Here is a 17481-nt window from a genome sequence, read left to right on the forward strand (position 1 = left end):
CAAGCTAAATTTTGATAAATAAAAACGCCCAAAGGTATACTTTGGACGTGTGAACTTCATAGACCAAGTAACCTTGTAGCTCACCACTTTAAAAGTGACAGCCTTATGCATATTCTGCATAAGTCCAGAAAATCTGTTTGTCAACAACTTTTCTTCGGCTATAGACCCTTTCATCAATCATCAACACTTACCAGCTACTATTGATTACTCTTGAATATAGCTACCTCTACCCTAGGCTCATTATTATTAATTAATTTATTAATATAGTTTTATCATATTCTATATAATATTGCAACAATTTTTTTACAAAATGTGGCAAATCAAAAACTTTATTTTCTAAAAATATCTTATATACAATTAAATAGTTTATTTAATCCTAAATCTATAAAATTTATACTATATTCATTATCTTCTTTCTCTAAGTCATTTAATTCAGATAAATTATCTGGTGTAACCACCAAAATATTTGGTACTCTAAAAAATGGAATTGTAGATTTATCTATTTTTCTAGAGAGATTCTCATATTTAGAAACATCTATTTCATTATTTAAATCAACATCTACTAAAACCTGCTTTATATTGCCAAATTGATCTGTATATTCAATAAATAAATCATATTTAACATCATCTACACTAACATTTCGATAAAATCTTTTTACATCACAACCTGCAGTATTAATTCTAACAACTAGTTCTGACCCTACTAGAGCCTTTATTAAATCATCTCCCTTAAAAAGCTTACTACCATTCAAATAGTAAACATATGAGAGGTCCTTATAGTTACGATAATCCACATCACATGGATATTTTTTTAGTGTATACTCACTACACATTTTTCTCAATGTTTTTTTGAAATTTTTTTTATTGTATCTTTTTTGGTCTCCATAAATCTTTCTAAATTGAGCTTCTGTAACACATCTAACCCTGCTAATTAAAAGCAATATCTCTTTTTCCATATTCGTCATAGTACATTCTCCTTGAAGTATTATTTGCAAAGTTGTACTAATATTATATTAAATTTATGACATTAAATTTACAAAGAATTAAAATAAAATAGCTAGTTTTTATAGAATTTATTTCTATAAAAACTAGCTATTAATGCACTAAACACTATCTACAGTTTTTTTACTAAGTTACACATTGCTTTGACTTTCAGAATCTTGTGAATTTGTATCTTCATTAGTTCCTGTCTCTTGTTTTGCTTTTTTATCATCAAAATTTGCAATATTTAAGTTATCAAATTCTGACATTTCAATTACACCAGAATCTTCTTTTGAATATGATATTTTAACTTTGTCTCCAACTTGAGTCAATGGTAATTCGCTAGATACTTTTGAGGTAGCTTTAAATATTATCTCTTTATTAGAATCTAAAGTTACATAGTAATTAGTATTTCCTCCTCGCACATCAGGACTTATTCTAGTTACTACACCTTCTATAACTTCATCTTTCATATCATTATCAAGCTTTAAGTCATTGCCTTTAGATTCTAATGAATCTTTATAATTTCTTAAAGCTTCATTTTTATCTTCCCCTAGACCAAGTACATTATAATCTTCAACAGATACAAAGGCTACTCTCTTTACAAGACCAGCTTTATCTTTTAAAGATGATACATATGTTGGCTGACCTAATATATTGTACATAACAGGGAATGTAGCTTCATAATTCTTTTCTTGAACATTACCTTCAGCTGATTTCATCGCAGCTGTCTCAGTTGCTCCTGGCTGCTTATACAGTTTAGCTTCTTTAGTTCTAGAGTCAACAAGCATAAATCCAATTGTAGATTCATCTCCACCAGACGATGTTATACCTGTATACCAATATGACCTATTGTCATTTCCATAGACTAGCGATGTCCCTTCTGTTGGCACTAGTACTCCCTTTTCTGATATAACAGAATTTAAAAATCCATTGACATAAACACCCCAGTCTTGAATTTGGTCTGTTACAAATTTTTGTGGTTGTATTCTATCTACCCATTTAGGTGTATTTTTAACATTATAGACATTTATTTTTCCAGTTTCTGCATCAACGGTAGCTATGCCTGTAGCATTTGCTCCTCCGTAACCAATTTTATGTTCATATAAACTTACAACCCAATAAGGTCTTCCTTCATCATTTATTTCAAGAGTAAAATCTGTCATACCAACATTTACAATACCATGTATGTATAAATGTCTTTGTAAATCTTGATGTAAATAAGCTTCTGGTTGATATACTATCTTTATTGGTTTTCCATCTATTTCTTGAACTAGTTGAACATCTTGAGGATTACTTGCTGATACCTTTACATATCCACTTGTACCACTTAAAGATGTAACCCATTTAATTATATCTCTATGCACAAGAGGTGCTACCCAGTACAACTCTCCATCTACATTTTGTATATGAAACTTTCCTAATTTTGATACACTACCTATAGCTGGAACTTCTCCAAGTTTTTTATCACCTAATTTCATTGCCATGTCTTCATCTACAAGACGAATGTCATTTACACTGACAGGACTCATATCATCAGTAAATTTACTCTCAGTCACCTTTCCTAATAAGTCTTTATAGGCTTTTGCATGAAGTACAGGTGTAGAGGCTATAAAAGGTACAACTACAACATATACAAGTAAAGCTATTGCTATTGAGAAATTATATTTAGCAAGTTTAGATGTTCTTTCATTTCTATCTAGCATCATATCTAATATTCCTGCTACAACAAAAAATATTATTCCTACTGAAAATAAAGATGTGAAGTCCAGTCTAAGTACAGGTAATTTAATAAATGCATAAATTGCTACAATTATGAGTGAAACTCCATATGTTTTAAGATATCGTTTCATTTAATACTCCTCTCTATAAAATATTATTATTACTATTATATCCATATATTTACAAAAAATAAATATTTATCATATTTATTATGTATTAAGATATCTTTATACTTTTGTACCACTATTTATTTATATTTGATTTATATCTCAAAAAAATATTATAATCATGTAAATAACTACAGAAAATCAAAAACTGAAGAAAGTGTTCTAACTAAGATTTACGAATTCTTAATCCTCTCGAAGTTAAACTACCATCTTCAGCCTAATTATTTAGCAATATTTTTATATGATAAATTTTAAAATAAATTTTTTATATGTTTGCCATTTTGGATACATAAGAATGCTGTTTAGAATTATATTCTGACAATAAACCTTCATACTCTAAAGTTAAACCATTTAAATTATAGAAATCATTTGGTGTTACTTCAAATGCTTCTTTATTCAAAATATCTATTTCACTTTTTTCTAACATATCAGCAACAAAGTTTGAACATACGTATTTATATTCAACTTTTCTGTGAATATTCATAGACAAATATATCAATGCCATTATATCATAATAGTAATCTTCTCTATAATCACTAATTAATTTTATATTTTTAAATAGATTTTCATATTGTGAATTATCTACTTCTAATGAATATACTCTACATACAGTATTTTTTCTTATAGCATATAAGCCTTGATTTATATTTTCTTCAACAAAGCCTCCAATAAATGGATTTCTTGGATTTAATCTCCCAAAAGAATACATTGGCTTTAAATTTTCATTTAATGATATTGACACATGTGTATACAGTTTTTTACTTATATTTCTTATTAAATAAGATAATACAGTTCCTGTATATGTTGTTACAATATAAATTTTATTCATCATTTCCCCCCAATCTAGTAATTAAATAATATTATACACTTACAACTTAATGTCATAAAATATTCTAACATAATAAAGGCTATTTTACAAATTTTGATTTTAAAGTGCTTTAATATTATATAAAATATAATAAAAATATAAATATAAATTTTCTATATTTTTAACCAACAGATGTTTTCTTTAAATTAATCAAATGATTTAGTATATACTGAGCTTTTCCAGAATCCTTTAGATAACCTAATGCTCCATTTATTTGTGATTTTAAATCTATTTCTACTTCCATATCCAAATCAACATTTCCTTTTTTTATAGATATATTTTTAAGTGTTACTGGATAAAGATAACTTTTTTCTAAAGTAATTTTATTTCCATTAACCTCAAATGGAACCTTTTTATTGTAATTACTTAGTATTTTTTCTAGCATTTTATCACTTATTTTAAATTTTCCAATCTTTACATTTTCAAGACTTACAACCAAATCTTCATTTTTTAAAGTGGGTTTTAGTTCAAGCTCATATTGGCTATTGATTAGACCAAAGACCTTATATGGACCTGCCACTTTTATTTTTCCATCCTTCATCTCAACAAAATTATTTTCAAATTCTTTAATTCCATGTTTATTCATTAATGTATATATTAGATTTCTAAACTCTTCTTCGGAAACAGATACTTTTCCAACCATTCTAAGTGGATTTTTTACTATTTCCATAGAATTTATATATGAACCTTTTGATAAATACTCTTCGTCTATGATTTTATTATTTTGTGAACTAACATCATATCTCTCTTTTGGTGTTAATGTGTATACAACAATACCTGTTAACACTAAAATAATAACAATTAAGCTTAATATAATCTTTGCAATCCTTCCCATAATCGTCTCCTTTACAAATCTGTCAACAGATTTAAAATAAATTTAGATAACTAACTTCACATAATATTCTTAACAATATACATATTATAATACAGTCTTTTAAAGATTAATTCAACTAATATGCTTTTTTGTAAATAAACTGTAAAAAAACATGTTTTTAGTATAAAAGTTAATATTTTGCATAATACTCTTAATTACACCTTTATTTTTTTCTAATCTTGGATTAAAATTAATATTATGCAATACAGTGTAGTGTTCTGTATTATAAGCAAATTAAATAGGAGGTATGAAAATATGTCAAATGAAACGAACTCATCTAACTTTATAAAAAATATTATTATAAATGACCTAGAAACAGGAAAACATGACAGTATAATAACTCGTTTTCCACCTGAACCAAACGGATATTTACATATTGGTCATGCAAAAAGTATATGTCTTAACTTTGGACTAGCTAAAGAATTTAATGGAAAGGCTAATTTAAGATTTGATGATACAAATCCATTAAAAGAAGATGTTGAATATGTAGAATCCATAAAAGAAGATGTTAAGTGGTTAGGATTTGATTGGAATGAATTAAATTTTGCATCTAACTACTTTGATGAAATGTACAAAAGAGCTTTAATCCTAATAAAAAAAGGTAAAGCTTATGTGTGTGAATTAACACAAGATGAAATGAGGGAGTATCGTGGCACTCTTACTGAACCTGGTAAAGAAAGCCCTTATAGAAATAGAACTATTGAAGAAAACCTAGATTTATTTGAAAGAATGAAAAATGGTGAATTTAAAGATGGAGAAAAAACATTAAGAGCTAAAATAGATATGTCTTCTCCAAATATAAACCTTAGAGACCCAATTATATACAGAATAGCTCATTCAACACATCATAATACAGGAGATAAATGGTGTATATATCCTATGTATGCTTTTGCCCATCCAATTGAAGATGCAATTGAAGGAATAACTCACTCTATATGTACTTTGGAGTTTGAAGACCAAAGACCTCTTTATGATTGGTTTGTCAGAGAATGTGAAATGGAAAATGTACCTAGACAAATAGAATTTGCTAGACTTAACATAAACAATACTGTTATGAGTAAAAGAAAATTAAAACAACTTGTAGACGAAGGAATTGTTGATGGTTGGGATGACCCTCGTGTTCCTACTATATCTGGAATTAGACGTAAGGGATATACTGCTGAAGCTTTACGTAATTTTTGTAGTGAAATAGGAGTATCGAAAGTTAACTCTACAGTAGACAGTCAAATGCTTGATTATTTCCTAAGAGAAAACTTACAGCCAAAGGCTCCACTTGCTATGGGAGTTTTAAGACCTTTAAAGCTAGTTATAACCAACTACCCAGAAGATAAGGTTGAAATGCTTGAAATAGAAAACAATGCTAAAGATGAATCTCAAGGTAAAAGATTAGTTCCTTTTTCTAGAGAATTATATATAGAACAAGATGATTTTATGGAAGAACCTATTAAAAAATATTTCAGATTTTTCCCAGGAAATGAAGTTCGTTTAAAAGGAGCTTATTTCGTAAAATGTACGGATGTAATTAAGGATGAAAATGGAAATGTAGTCGAAATACATGGTACTTATGACCCTGAAACTAAGAGTGGTTCTGGATTTACAGGTCGTAAAGTAAAATCTACAATACATTGGGTTGATGCTAAATCAGCTATACCATGTGAATTTAGATTGTTTGAGCCATTGATTCTTGATGATTTACCTGAAAATGAAGGAAAGCATTTCTTAGAACAGATAAATCCTAATTCATTAGAAATATTACAAGGTTTTGTTGAGCCTACACAAGTAAAAGATGCTAAACCTTTTGATAAATTCCAATTTGTTAGAAATGGGTTCTTTAGTATAGATAATAAATATACAACTAAGGAAAAACTTGTGTTCAATAGAATAGTTCCTTTAAAAAGTTCTTTTAAACCTGCTAAATAATTGTTATAACTAAAAAATGAAGACTTAAGATATAAATTACTTCTACTATAAATAAATTTAGTTAGAAGTAATTTTTTATTTTAGTCTTCATCATTTATTTTAAATAATTAACTTTTTCCACTACAGATTCCCATAACCTCTATTCCATCTTTTATACATTCTATATTGAGAGGAAAATCTGGACCTTTTTCCCCATCAATGTCTGTTATAAGAGAATCTTTACATTCTATATCTACTTTTTTAGTTTTAAAATACAATATTTCATTTCCATTATATTGATCTAAGTAATCACCTCTAAGCACACTTATCAAAACTGGTATTGATTTTGGAATTGGCATTCCTTTAAAAATAATTACATCTAAATATCCATCATCTATTTCAGCTTTATATGCTAAATTTATATTTCCTGCTGTTTTTCCATTAAAAATCAGCATAAGATACATATCTCCATCATAATTCATCTCTTTGGAATATACTTTTATCTTAAACTTCCTCATATACAATGCTTCTTCTATTCCCTTTATATAATAAGAAATTCTTCCAAACGAATTCTTTAAGTCTGTGCTTATTCTTTGTGATACATCAGTAAACATACCTGCACTTGCGACATTTATAAAGTATTTATTATTTACCTTCCCTATGTCTATTTTCTTTGGCTTTGAATTTATGATTTCCTTTATAGCTTCTTTTATATCAAATGGAATTTGAAGAGCATTTGAAAAATCATTTGCAGTTCCTGTAGGTAAAATTCCGATTGGAATCTTTATATCTAACTCTTTCATTGAATTTACAACTAAATCTATAGTTCCATCGCCACCTGCTATTAGTATATGGTCATAGGAACTATCTACTTCTTTAAATGCATTATTTACAGGCTCTTTAATATTCAATCTATAGGGTATCAATAAATAATTTTGTTTTTGATATAATTCTATAATAGTATCTAAATTTGATAATATTTTTTTTTCACCTGAATTAGGATTGTATATAAGTTTTACTTTTTTCATTATTTCTCCTTACTTATTTTATTCTTTTAATATCCAAAGTCCTCGTTTAAGAAAATTACATGTATTCTTTCTGGTGCTAATTGTCTTTTTATAAGTGTATAGCTACAGCAAATTCTTCCTGGACTTGAACAATCTATACATATGCCAGTAGTCTTACATCCAGTATTTGTATTCAGTCTCTTGCAATTTGCTGGAGCGGCTATTGTTTTAGTTCTTTTTATAGCTTCATCTACATCTTTAACTATTTTATTTACACCTGCTACAACTATTACTTTGTCTGGTCCATATATCATAGCAGCTACTCTATTTCCATTTCCATCTAAATTATAGAGCTCTCCATTTTCTGTTATTGCATTAGTACTTGTAAAATAAGCATCTGCACAAAATGATTTTCTGTATATTTCTTTCATTTCTTCTGGTTTAATATCTTTTGCATATCTATCAAGAAAATCATATTTTTCTCTTATAAAGTCAATAACTCCTGTCTCAAATAAAGTCATAGAGCCACCACAACCTACTAAAGAACCTACTTCTACTATTTCTTCAATTTTTTTAAGAAGCTCTTCTTTATTATTTACTAGATACCCTTTCATGTTATTACTTTCTAGAGATTTTATTGTTTTTTCTATTCTTTTTTCTTTAAGCCAATTTAGATTTTGATCCATCTCAACTTCCCCCTTATTTTCAATATGTATTAGTTTGTTATAAATTTTATTTTCTTTATAGTTTTATTTTAGTACATCTAAGAAAAAATACAATATAAAACTTTAAATAAATTTTCCATAAATTTTTTTATAAGACTAACTCATAATTTATAATTAAAAAGGAAAGTAGATGTATTTTTCTACTTTCCCTATATTGTATGTAGTATTATATATTTTCTGAAATCTATATATTAATTATATGCTTTATTTTATTAAATATCACAATTAATTTAAGTGTAATATCATATTCTTTTTTAAACATATAAATTGTATTATTAAGTTTATTATATCCAATTTTAATAAATAATGTCACTAATTTGATGAAGAAGATGCTATAGCTGCACTTGTAGCTGCCATTACACAAGCAACTTGAATAGCAATAATAATATTTAAAAATATATTATTAGCTATAGAATCTATATTATTTTCTTTTTGTATTGAATCTGCATAAATAGAAGCCACAACAGCAGAACTAATCATTACTCTATTGCTTTTTCCTAAAGACCAATTCCCAAAACCTTTTTCTTCTTTAAGTCTATTTGAAACATTTTTTATATTTTCTATTATTTCATTTTCTTTATAATCTAATAACGAAATTGCTCCTATTATTGGATACCCATAATAATTTAACTTACAATCATTCTCTTTAAATGCTTTTTTAAGTTCAATAGTTTTTTTGCATTTACCCATTGTTCTATCTTCGCTAAATAAAAGAATTTGAGATAGTGCTTGTAAGTCATTTCCTTTATAAAAACCATTTTTATTTAGAAATTCATAGCATTTTTCTATGTATTCTAAATCTTCTTCTAAATTTTTTGAATGAATTGCAATAAGTGCTATATTACAATAGTCATCACTAGATGTTAAAAATGGATGTTTTTTCCTCATATATTCGTATACTGTTTTCATTTTTGATATACATGTAATATAATCCATTTTATCTCTATTTTCATAGACTATTGATGCTGTAAGTGGTAAATATGTATCTCCCCAAAACTTTTCATTTTTAAGATTTTTATATATCTCTAAAATCATCTTAAAACTACTTTCTGGATTTGATTCAAATGAAAGTAGTGTTGCAATATAAAATATGTTATATCCTCTAAAGTTAGAGAATAATCCAGTATTTTTTTTAATAAGCTCTATTCGCTCTTCTACTAATCTAGGGCTTATCCTCTTGTTCTTAAGCGTAAATGCAAGTGCACAACTATGTTGAATTAATCCCATTTGCCAAGAACCTTTAACTTCATTTAATGCTTTATAATTTTCCATTAATAAGTTTATTTTCCCATTTATAAAAGTTTGTTCCATATTGCCCTCCCAGTAATATACATTGTTGTATTAATTAACTTAATATCTATTATATATGTAATAAATATTGCAATCAATACATATTACTTGAAGAAGAACTATTATTCCATAATGATGTATCCTTTTTTATAGTGCCTTCCCATATTATTAACCCTGTCATAATACTCTGATTCACTTTCGTTACTCCATTTGGGTACAAATACATCTATCGCATTAGAATTACTAAAATACTTACTAGACCCCCTATCCATAACGGTTTTTACTTTACCATCTACAATAATCTTAGTTCCAAAACTTAAGTGATTGTTTGCCACAAAACCATCTTCTAAATCATCTCCTGTAGCAGTTATAGCTCCATATCCATTTTCTTGGTTAAGGCTGGTATAATAACTCACTTCAAATGTTATAGGAATTAAATCCTTTATTTTGATTCCTAGCTGGTTTTCTAGTCTCTCTTTTTGCACTTTCAATTTATACTCATCACTGCTTTTATAGTCTTCCATACCTTGATTATATTTAGAATTAAAGTTTTTACCTGAAGTTACTATAGTATCTATATTTACTATAGATTCTTTACAATGCTCTGCATCTATTTTTGTTTCTCCATTTACCAATAATGGAGTTAAACATACACTACATACAACACATGTAATCAATGCTTCTTTAAGCTTCATAAATTCCCCCCTTATTATTTTGATATATTAGCATATTTAATATTATATGTCTACATTTAGATTTAAATGCCATACTCATTTGCTTTAAGAAGTTGTCTTATACTTAATTCACCCTAAACCTTTATAAATCCTTCATCTTAGAATCATATAGTATAAGGCTTTTATGACTAAATATTTTTTTTATTAATCTTTTTAATAGCTCAAAACTACTTCTATTTAATTTTTCTATTTTTAAGAATTTAAGAATTAAAATTCTATAATTTTAAAACATATTGATTTTATTTTTTTGAAATGCTATAATTTTTTTAAGAGGTGATTAATATGATAAAAAATACAAAACAAATTACAGTTGAAGTTAATGAAATTTTATTACAAGAAGTATACAAAATGACTAATAATGAAAATACAGATTTATCAAACTTTATAAACGAATCAATCATAAATTATATTCTTGAAAATAGAAAAGATGACATTGAAAATAAAGATTTAGAAGAAGTAATTAATTTCTATAAAAAAGAGAATATAGAAAATCCTAAAAGTGCAGCAAGAGCTATTGCTGAAGCAAAAACTCATACATTATACTAAACAAATAAAAAGTTCCTAAAAATTAGGAACTTTTCTTTTTATTTTAATGGCTATTAATATCTATTTTAGTAATATTTATTTTATACTTATAAATACTCATTTAAACAACAAGACAATCTAATACATTGTCATTTAATATACTATAAATAATCAATATAAAAATAAAATTACAACTTTTAATATACCTAAAAAATAATCAATTTGTATAAATAATAAAAAAATTTTAGTTTTCTATTTTAATAATCGATATTTAGCTAAGCTCCGATTAGCTATAAGTCTAATATAAAATTAAATATCAATAAATTTGATTTTATATTAGACTTATAGTATTAAAATGCATTAGAAAACTAGGGATACTTAATAAATAAATCTATGTATTTTACAGTTTACTTCACTTTTAATTCATTTTACTAATTATTGTAAAAACTATTTATTTTATGATAATTAAATTCATCTTAAAAATAACTAATAAGCCTTAGTTTTTATATACTATTAAATGCTTAAATGTTCATACATTTAAACATACAATTACTACAAAAAATATATGTTTAAAGTTATTCTTGCTATTGATCTCAAACAAACTATTCATCTTTCTTAATGTCTTTTACCCATTTTTCAACAGAATTTAATTCCTCCTCATTTACCCCCTTTTTGAACAATGCTTTCATAAAGCTTTCAATAGAACTTCCATGCATATTATCTAGAAAAGTTTTTGTTTCAAAATGTAAATATTCAGCTTCTCCAATAATAACTGTATAATGTGTATGTCTATCTATCTTTTTAGCATCCAAGAACTTCTTATTTACTAATCTTGATAAAAGTGTTAGTGTTGTAGTTTGCTTCCAATCATATAGTTTTTCCATAGCTTCAATGACATCTTTTGATGTTACTGTAAAATCTGATCCCCAAATAAATTTCATGACCTTTAATTCCGCTGGTGGTATTTTAGTAATAGTCATATGATTTTACACTCCTCTCAAACTTATACATAATTAAATACTATATTAATAAACTTTCCCAGTCAAAGGTTTTATTCAAAATATACAATTCAAATTTATTAATATAAAAAACTTATATTTTCAGTACCAATCAAACATAAAAAACCCAAAAGTAAATAATAAATTTTATTTATATATATAAGTATAACAGATTATTAAATTAAAATTCTAATATTTAAGATAATATACTCATTTTATAATCAATAAATATCAATATTTGAAATAGCCATAAATTTATTTCAAAAACTATTTTTGAGTTTATCCATATGTTATAATAAATGTATAAAATTTTGATTGGTGGGTTATATATGAATGCATTTATTAGAAAACGAAACAAGAATTATGTAGTTTATCTTGAATTTACAGATGAAGATACTGGAAAAAGAAAACAAAAGAACATGGGTATTTTTGATAAAAAAAGAGATGCGAGCAAAAGGTTAAATGAAGTAAAGGAAAGTCTGTATAAAGATGGCTTTTTAATTCCAAACGAAATCACTGTCTCAGAATTTCTATTAGATTTTTTAAAAAAGTACAGTGAAAATATATCATTAGCTACATACAACAATTATGTTAGTATTTGTAAGAATTATATTAATCCCTCTATTGGTAAATATAAAATACAGGATTTACATCCAATTCATATACAGAACTACATTGATAAACTATCTCATAAATTGAATCCTCAATCAATTAAGATTCATATAAATATATTGAAACTTGCAATAAAAAGAGCATATAGACTCAAATTAGTAAAAGAAAATATTATGGATAATATAGAAGCTCCAAGATATAAAAAATTTAAAAATGAAATTTATGACAAAGAACAAATGATAAAATTGTTGAAATTGTCAAAAAATACATATATGGAATTACCTATTAATTTAGCAGTTGGTTTAGGTCTTAGAATTTCAGAAGTTTTAGGTTTGACTTGGGATAATATTGATTTTGAAGAGAATACAATAACTGTAAATAAGATAACAGCTCGAATTAATGGCTCTGTAATTCTTAAAGAACCAAAGACTGAAAGCTCTATTAGAAAAATATCTGCTCCAAAGGAATTAATCTTTTTACTAAAGGAATATAAGATAAAACAAAATAAAAACTTATTAAAGTCTTCTATTAGAAATAGTCATGACTTGTTATTTTTCAATAAAAAATGTGAACCTATTGCTGAAGATGTTATGAGTAAAAAATTCAAAAGATTTTTAGAAAAGAATGACTTGCCACACATTAGATTTCATGATTTAAGACATTCACATGTTACTTTACTTATAAATTCTAAGGTACCTATAAAAGTTATCTCAGAAAGAGTTGGTCATTCAAATATAAATACAACCTTAAATGTTTATTCCCATGTTCTAAAAGAAATGGATAAAGAAGCATCTGACAAAATTTCTGAGAACTTATTTAATGCCAACTAATATTACATTTTTTAATTATAACTACTCTAGCCTTTATCATCTATAAAATTAATTTTTACTACTAATAAAATTAAAGTTAAATTAATATTCAAATTTAATTTTATAATAGAAGAGTTAAAATATATTTATTACAAAATAGTTTTAGCGTTATAAACTTAATTTATTTTCTCAAGATGTTGATGAAATTTTTATGGAAGCACGTAACACAACAGTTAAAATCATTTGTAGCTTAGGTGGTATTGTTACTAGTAAAGCAGAAGATTTTTATGATGAAAAAGTAACGCCTATAACCTTACAAAAAATACATTATCATAAAAGAGAATGTCTATAGACTTATGAAATTATATTATATAACTTCTTCTTATTATGTCTCCAAACATTATTGTAATTTGACACAATGTAAACAATCAATTTTGATTTGGAGACATGTACTTTTTATAATAAAAATCCATACATCTTTCTATCCGTAGTTCTGTTTGAGTTATCTCTACAACCCTATTTACTACAATATATATACTAAATAAAAAACCTCCTAATACTTGATTAAATACCTACATACTTCTATGGCGTATTCTCAAACATTAAAAGGTTTTTATTCTAATAATTATAATTATTAAAAATAATATTTAAACTAACAATTATTTATCTTTCCCATACATTTTAGCTAATTGGTCTTGTATCTCTTTACTTTCTAAATACTCATCAAAATCCATCTTTCTATCCATTATTCCATTTGGAGTTATCTCTATAATTCTATTTGCTATAGTAGATATAAACTCATGGTCATGAGAAGTAAATAAAAGCACCCCAGGGAATTTTTCAAGTCCTTTGTTAACAGAAGTTATACTTTCTAAGTCTAAGTGGTTAGTAGGGTCATCTAGCACAAGTACATTTGCATTTGAAAGCATTAGCTTACTAAGCATACATCTAACTTTTTCTCCTCCAGATATAACTTGAGCTTCTTTTAAAGCTTCTTCTCCAGAGAATAACATTCTACCTAAAAATCCTCTTATAAAACTCTCACTTTTTTCTTCAGAAAACTGTCTAAGCCAGTCAACTAGAGAATACTCTACTCCATCAAAAAACTTATTATGGTTTTTTGGAAGATAATCTTGAGAAGTAGTTACTCCCCATTTATATTCTCCACTATCTGGTTCAAGTTCTCCCATAACTATATTTAAAAGTGCAGTAGTAGCTATTTCATCACCCATAAATACTACTTTGTCATCTCTATCCAATCTAAATGAAACATTATCAAGTACTTTAACTCCATCTATAGTTTTAGTTAAATTGTGTACTTCTAAAACTTCATTACCAATTTCCCTAGCAGGTGTAAATCCTACATATGGATATCTTCTTCTTGATGGTTGTATATCTTCAATTTCTAATTTGTCTAATTGTTTCTTTCTAGATGTAGCTTGTTTAGCTTTTGAAGCATTAGAACTAAATCTAGCTATGAATTCCTTTAATTGAGCTATCTTTTCCTCAGTCTTTTTGTTTTGGTCTTTAGCAAGTTGTAATGCTAATTGACTTGATTCATACCAGAAGTCGTAGTTTCCAACATACATCTGTATTTTACCAAAGTCAACATCAACTATATTAGTACATATTTGATTTAAGAAATGTCTATCATGTGATACTATTATAACTATAGACTCTTCTAAATCCATTATAAAATTATTTAACCAATTTATTGATTTAAAATCCAAGTGGTTTGTAGGCTCATCCATTAATAGTATTTCAGGTTTTCCAAAAAGTGATTGTGCTAATAACACTTTAACCTTCTCTCCACCAACTAATTCTTTCATTTGTTTGTAATGCATATCCTTAGTTATACCAAGACCCATAAGTATTTTTTCAGCGTTAGTTTCTGCATCCCATCCATCAAGTTCTGCAAACTCACCTTCAAGTTCAGCAGCTTTTATTCCATCTTCTTCGCTAAAATCTTCTTTCATATATAAAGCATCTTTTTCATGCATTATACTCCAAAGTCTTTCATGACCTCTTATAACAACATTTAAAACAGTTTCTTCCTCATATTCGAAGTGGTCCTGTTTTAAAACTGACATTCTTTCTTTATCAGTTATAGACACATTCCCTGTATTTGGTTCTATTTCTCCTGATAATATTTTTAAAAAAGTAGATTTTCCCGCACCATTAGCTCCTATTATTCCATAGCAATTTCCTTTAGTGAATTTTAAGTTAACATCTTTAAATAGTTCCTTATCACCAAATCTAAGTCCAACACCTGTAACTTGTAACATTAATGTATTTTCCTTTCTTTTTGTTCATAATTTATTTTATCATAAAATTTTGATAACATTTTTATTATCACGTAAACAGCATATTTTTTATACCAAATTCGTGAAATATTTATTAAAATTGTACTAAAGATTGTAAGTTTCATAAAAATTAACAATCTATTATATTATACTTATAAAAAAATCAAATTGCAACTTTATTAATTCTTTTACACACTCTAAATACTTTATTTGAATCTTTAAACTGTTTTAGCTATTAGTAAAAATATATTTTCTGTATAATTAATACTTAAAAAGAGTACCTAAGTTTGTAAGTACTCTATTTTTATGGTTTTATATTTTAGCAAAATTACATGCAGGGTAAGTACATACATCACAGTTCATACAAAGACCACCATGACCATATTTAGCTATATCATATTTGTCAAGTTTTTCATCTATTAAAATCCTAGATAGAACTATATCAAACACTGTAGTTTTATGATACATTGCACACCCTGGTATACCCATAATTGGAACTTCTCCATAGTAAGCAAGTAAAAACATTGCTCCTGGTAATATTGGTGACCCATATGTAACTAAATCAGCTCCAGTCTCTTTTATAGCTGTTGGTGTGACATCATCTGGGTCTACACTCATTCCACCAGTACAACAGATAAGTTCTGCTCCTTGACTTATAAATTCTTTTATTGCATTTTTTATGATATCCTTATCATCTGGACATATAGTTTGACCTATAACTTCACATCCAAACCCCTTTACTTTTTCTTCTATTACTGGTCCAAATTTATCAACAATTCTACTGTAAAACACTTCATTACCAGTGGTAACAATTCCTACTTTTTTAGGTTTAAAAGGTATCACATTGACTATCTTTCTGTTATCAACTACTTTTTTTGCCTCTTCTAGTTTTTTCTCATCTATAATTAAAGGTATGACTCTTGTTCCAGCTACTTTCAACCCTTTATTTACTACAAAATTATTATGAAGAGTTGCCATCATTATTTCGCCAACACAATTTAAATCAAAAAGTGCATCGACATCTATTTTTAAAAGCCCATCACATGCTGCTATAAAATCTATCTTTCCTTCTTTTATTTCACTGAAATCTAAATTTTCTCCAGCAGTTAATTCTTTTAAAAATAAAGCTCCTTCATTTTCATGAATCATTCCCTCTGATTTTTCCCATACATATAAGTTGTCTTTACCAAGAGATAATAAAACTGGAATGTCTTCTTCTTTTACTACATGTCCCTTTTTAAATTTTCTTCCTTTAAATTCTCCTGGTATTATTTGAGTAATGTCATGACATAAAACTTGTCCAACAGCATCTATAGTTTTTATTAATTTCATAATTTGCCCCCTATTCTTTCATAATCCACTTTTGTATCAATATCTAATAACATTTTTTCGGGAACTTCTACGTATTTTATTTTTGATGAATTTTTTAAAATAGTTTTCCCTTTTTCATCTTCTTTAAGTGCCAACAATTCCTTTTTTTTGCTAAATGGAAATACAACTGGATTTCCACATACATCTTTGCATCTTGGAATTACTATAAAATCTCTATCTAATTTAAAAGTATTTATAATTTTATCTATATATAAATCATCAATAAATGGTTGGTCTCCCACAAAAAACATATATCCATCACATTTTGAGCTATTTAAAATGCCCAATTTTATGGATTCACTCTGACCTATATTTGCATCTTTATTATCTACATATTTAAAGCCATATTTATTGCACAATGCTAAAACTTCTTTATATTGACTTACAACTACAACTTGATGAAAATTAATTTTACTAACTGCTTTAAGTACATGTTCTATTATGGAACATCCATCATATTCCAGTAAAAGTTTATTTTCTCCCATTCTTCTGGCAAATCCTGACGCCATTATTACTGCATTTATCATATATATCATTCCTTAACATTTATAATGTATTGATATTGTTATGATTTTATAGTATCTTTATTTATATTA

The 17481-nt window shown here is 26.5% G+C and carries 16 protein-coding genes and 1 riboswitch; of the genes, 4 read left to right on the plus strand and 12 right to left on the minus strand.

All coding sequences use genetic code 11. From position 1 onward, the window contains the following. Window positions 1–68: 68 nt before the first annotated feature. Window positions 69–237, minus strand: a riboswitch (Lysine riboswitch). 110 nt (window positions 238–347) lie between these two features. The 4 genes from IC758_RS10860 to IC758_RS10875 form a co-directional block, all read right to left on the minus strand. Further along, the gene (locus IC758_RS10860; protein ID WP_227435022.1) at window positions 348–965 is read right to left on the minus strand and encodes a hypothetical protein; all 618 of its coding nucleotides are present in this window, start codon (window positions 963–965) and stop codon (window positions 348–350) included. Between the two features lie 168 nt (window positions 966–1133). Further along, a complete protein-coding gene (locus IC758_RS10865) occupies window positions 1134–2834 on the minus strand; it encodes a hypothetical protein (protein ID WP_227435021.1) in 1701 nt (566 codons plus the stop codon). 301 nt (window positions 2835–3135) lie between these two features. Further along, entirely contained in the window at window positions 3136–3699 is a 564-nt protein-coding gene (locus IC758_RS10870; protein ID WP_227435019.1) for a hypothetical protein, read from the minus strand. A 160-nt stretch (window positions 3700–3859) separates the two neighbouring features. Beyond that, the gene (locus IC758_RS10875; RefSeq protein ID WP_227435017.1) at window positions 3860–4573 is read right to left on the minus strand and encodes a DUF2140 domain-containing protein; all 714 of its coding nucleotides are present in this window, start codon (window positions 4571–4573) and stop codon (window positions 3860–3862) included. A gap of 294 nt (window positions 4574–4867) precedes the next feature. Between IC758_RS10875 and IC758_RS10880 the strand changes: the two genes are divergently transcribed. Then, entirely contained in the window at window positions 4868–6532 is a 1665-nt protein-coding gene (locus IC758_RS10880; protein WP_227435015.1) for a glutamine--tRNA ligase/YqeY domain fusion protein, read from the plus strand. A 107-nt stretch (window positions 6533–6639) separates the two neighbouring features. Here IC758_RS10880 and IC758_RS10885 read toward each other — a convergent pair whose 3' ends face one another. The 4 genes from IC758_RS10885 to IC758_RS10900 all read right to left on the minus strand — a co-directional run bounded on the left by IC758_RS10885 (window position 6640) and on the right by IC758_RS10900 (window position 10228). Further along, a complete protein-coding gene (locus IC758_RS10885; RefSeq protein ID WP_227435009.1) occupies window positions 6640–7539 on the minus strand; it encodes a YegS/Rv2252/BmrU family lipid kinase in 900 nt (299 codons plus the stop codon). Window positions 7540–7565: 26 nt separating this feature from the next. Next, window positions 7566–8204: a lactate utilization protein gene (locus IC758_RS10890; RefSeq protein WP_227435003.1), complete on the minus strand. Its 639-nt coding sequence runs from the start codon at window positions 8202–8204 to the stop codon at window positions 7566–7568. 351 nt (window positions 8205–8555) lie between these two features. Continuing rightward, window positions 8556–9554, minus strand: coding sequence for a DUF4003 domain-containing protein (locus IC758_RS10895; protein ID WP_227435001.1), 999 nt, complete (start codon window positions 9552–9554; stop codon window positions 8556–8558). 101 nt (window positions 9555–9655) lie between these two features. Continuing rightward, complete coding sequence (locus tag IC758_RS10900) at window positions 9656–10228, minus strand: hypothetical protein (RefSeq protein ID WP_227435000.1); 573 nt, start codon at window positions 10226–10228, stop codon at window positions 9656–9658. Between the two features lie 321 nt (window positions 10229–10549). Between IC758_RS10900 and IC758_RS10905 the strand changes: the two genes are divergently transcribed. Continuing rightward, the gene (locus IC758_RS10905) at window positions 10550–10813 is read left to right on the plus strand and encodes a hypothetical protein (RefSeq protein ID WP_227434999.1); all 264 of its coding nucleotides are present in this window, start codon (window positions 10550–10552) and stop codon (window positions 10811–10813) included. Window positions 10814–11394: 581 nt separating this feature from the next. Here the strand turns inward: IC758_RS10905 and IC758_RS10910 are convergent. Further along, window positions 11395–11772 carry a BlaI/MecI/CopY family transcriptional regulator gene (locus IC758_RS10910; protein ID WP_227434997.1) on the minus strand — a complete coding sequence of 126 codons (378 nt, stop codon included), beginning with the start codon at window positions 11770–11772 and terminating at the stop codon, window positions 11395–11397. A gap of 347 nt (window positions 11773–12119) precedes the next feature. Between IC758_RS10910 and IC758_RS10915 the strand changes: the two genes are divergently transcribed. Next, the gene (locus IC758_RS10915; protein ID WP_227482587.1) at window positions 12120–13232 is read left to right on the plus strand and encodes a tyrosine-type recombinase/integrase; all 1113 of its coding nucleotides are present in this window, start codon (window positions 12120–12122) and stop codon (window positions 13230–13232) included. Window positions 13233–13422: 190 nt separating this feature from the next. Then, window positions 13423–13563, plus strand: coding sequence for a hypothetical protein (locus tag IC758_RS10920; protein WP_227482586.1), 141 nt, complete (start codon window positions 13423–13425; stop codon window positions 13561–13563). Between the two features lie 307 nt (window positions 13564–13870). On the opposite strand, the gene IC758_RS10925 is transcribed toward IC758_RS10920, so the two are convergent. The 3 genes from IC758_RS10925 to mocA form a co-directional block, all read right to left on the minus strand. Beyond that, window positions 13871–15496, minus strand: coding sequence for an ABC-F family ATP-binding cassette domain-containing protein (locus tag IC758_RS10925; protein WP_227434992.1), 1626 nt, complete (start codon window positions 15494–15496; stop codon window positions 13871–13873). Window positions 15497–15826: 330 nt separating this feature from the next. Further along, window positions 15827–16846, minus strand: coding sequence for a molybdopterin-binding protein (locus tag IC758_RS10930; protein WP_227860405.1), 1020 nt, complete (start codon window positions 16844–16846; stop codon window positions 15827–15829). After that, window positions 16843–17412 (minus strand): molybdenum cofactor cytidylyltransferase, encoded by a 570-nt coding sequence (gene mocA, locus IC758_RS10935; RefSeq protein WP_227860406.1) that lies wholly within the window; start codon window positions 17410–17412, stop codon window positions 16843–16845. The genes IC758_RS10930 and mocA overlap by 4 nt, the downstream gene beginning before the upstream one ends. Between the last annotated feature and the right edge of the window lie 69 nt (window positions 17413–17481).

The sequence above is a fragment of the Clostridioides sp. ES-W-0016-02 genome (genome assembly GCF_020641035.1).
Classification (GTDB): domain Bacteria; phylum Bacillota; class Clostridia; order Peptostreptococcales; family Peptostreptococcaceae; genus Clostridioides.

What these genes read in the sequence shown, in the direction of transcription:
- IC758_RS10915 (WP_227482587.1), top strand. Translation starts at nt 12,120, where the DNA reads ATGAATGCATTTATTAGAAAACGAAACAAGAATTATGTAGTTTATCTT.
- IC758_RS10880 (WP_227435015.1), top strand. Translation starts at nt 4,868, where the DNA reads ATGTCAAATGAAACGAACTCATCTAACTTTATAAAAAATATTATTATA.
- IC758_RS10865 (WP_227435021.1), bottom strand. Translation starts at nt 2,834, where the DNA reads ATGAAACGATATCTTAAAACATATGGAGTTTCACTCATAATTGTAGCA.
- IC758_RS10885 (WP_227435009.1), bottom strand. Translation starts at nt 7,539, where the DNA reads ATGAAAAAAGTAAAACTTATATACAATCCTAATTCAGGTGAAAAAAAA.
- IC758_RS10895 (WP_227435001.1), bottom strand. Translation starts at nt 9,554, where the DNA reads ATGGAACAAACTTTTATAAATGGGAAAATAAACTTATTAATGGAAAAT.
- IC758_RS10860 (WP_227435022.1), bottom strand. Translation starts at nt 965, where the DNA reads ATGACGAATATGGAAAAAGAGATATTGCTTTTAATTAGCAGGGTTAGA.
- mocA (WP_227860406.1), bottom strand. Translation starts at nt 17,412, where the DNA reads ATGATAAATGCAGTAATAATGGCGTCAGGATTTGCCAGAAGAATGGGA.
- IC758_RS10900 (WP_227435000.1), bottom strand. Translation starts at nt 10,228, where the DNA reads ATGAAGCTTAAAGAAGCATTGATTACATGTGTTGTATGTAGTGTATGT.
- IC758_RS10870 (WP_227435019.1), bottom strand. Translation starts at nt 3,699, where the DNA reads ATGAATAAAATTTATATTGTAACAACATATACAGGAACTGTATTATCT.
- IC758_RS10910 (WP_227434997.1), bottom strand. Translation starts at nt 11,772, where the DNA reads ATGACTATTACTAAAATACCACCAGCGGAATTAAAGGTCATGAAATTT.
- IC758_RS10875 (WP_227435017.1), bottom strand. Translation starts at nt 4,573, where the DNA reads ATGGGAAGGATTGCAAAGATTATATTAAGCTTAATTGTTATTATTTTA.
- IC758_RS10925 (WP_227434992.1), bottom strand. Translation starts at nt 15,496, where the DNA reads ATGTTACAAGTTACAGGTGTTGGACTTAGATTTGGTGATAAGGAACTA.
- IC758_RS10920 (WP_227482586.1), top strand. Translation starts at nt 13,423, where the DNA reads ATGGAAGCACGTAACACAACAGTTAAAATCATTTGTAGCTTAGGTGGT.
- IC758_RS10890 (WP_227435003.1), bottom strand. Translation starts at nt 8,204, where the DNA reads ATGGATCAAAATCTAAATTGGCTTAAAGAAAAAAGAATAGAAAAAACA.
- IC758_RS10930 (WP_227860405.1), bottom strand. Translation starts at nt 16,846, where the DNA reads ATGAAATTAATAAAAACTATAGATGCTGTTGGACAAGTTTTATGTCAT.
- IC758_RS10905 (WP_227434999.1), top strand. Translation starts at nt 10,550, where the DNA reads ATGATAAAAAATACAAAACAAATTACAGTTGAAGTTAATGAAATTTTA.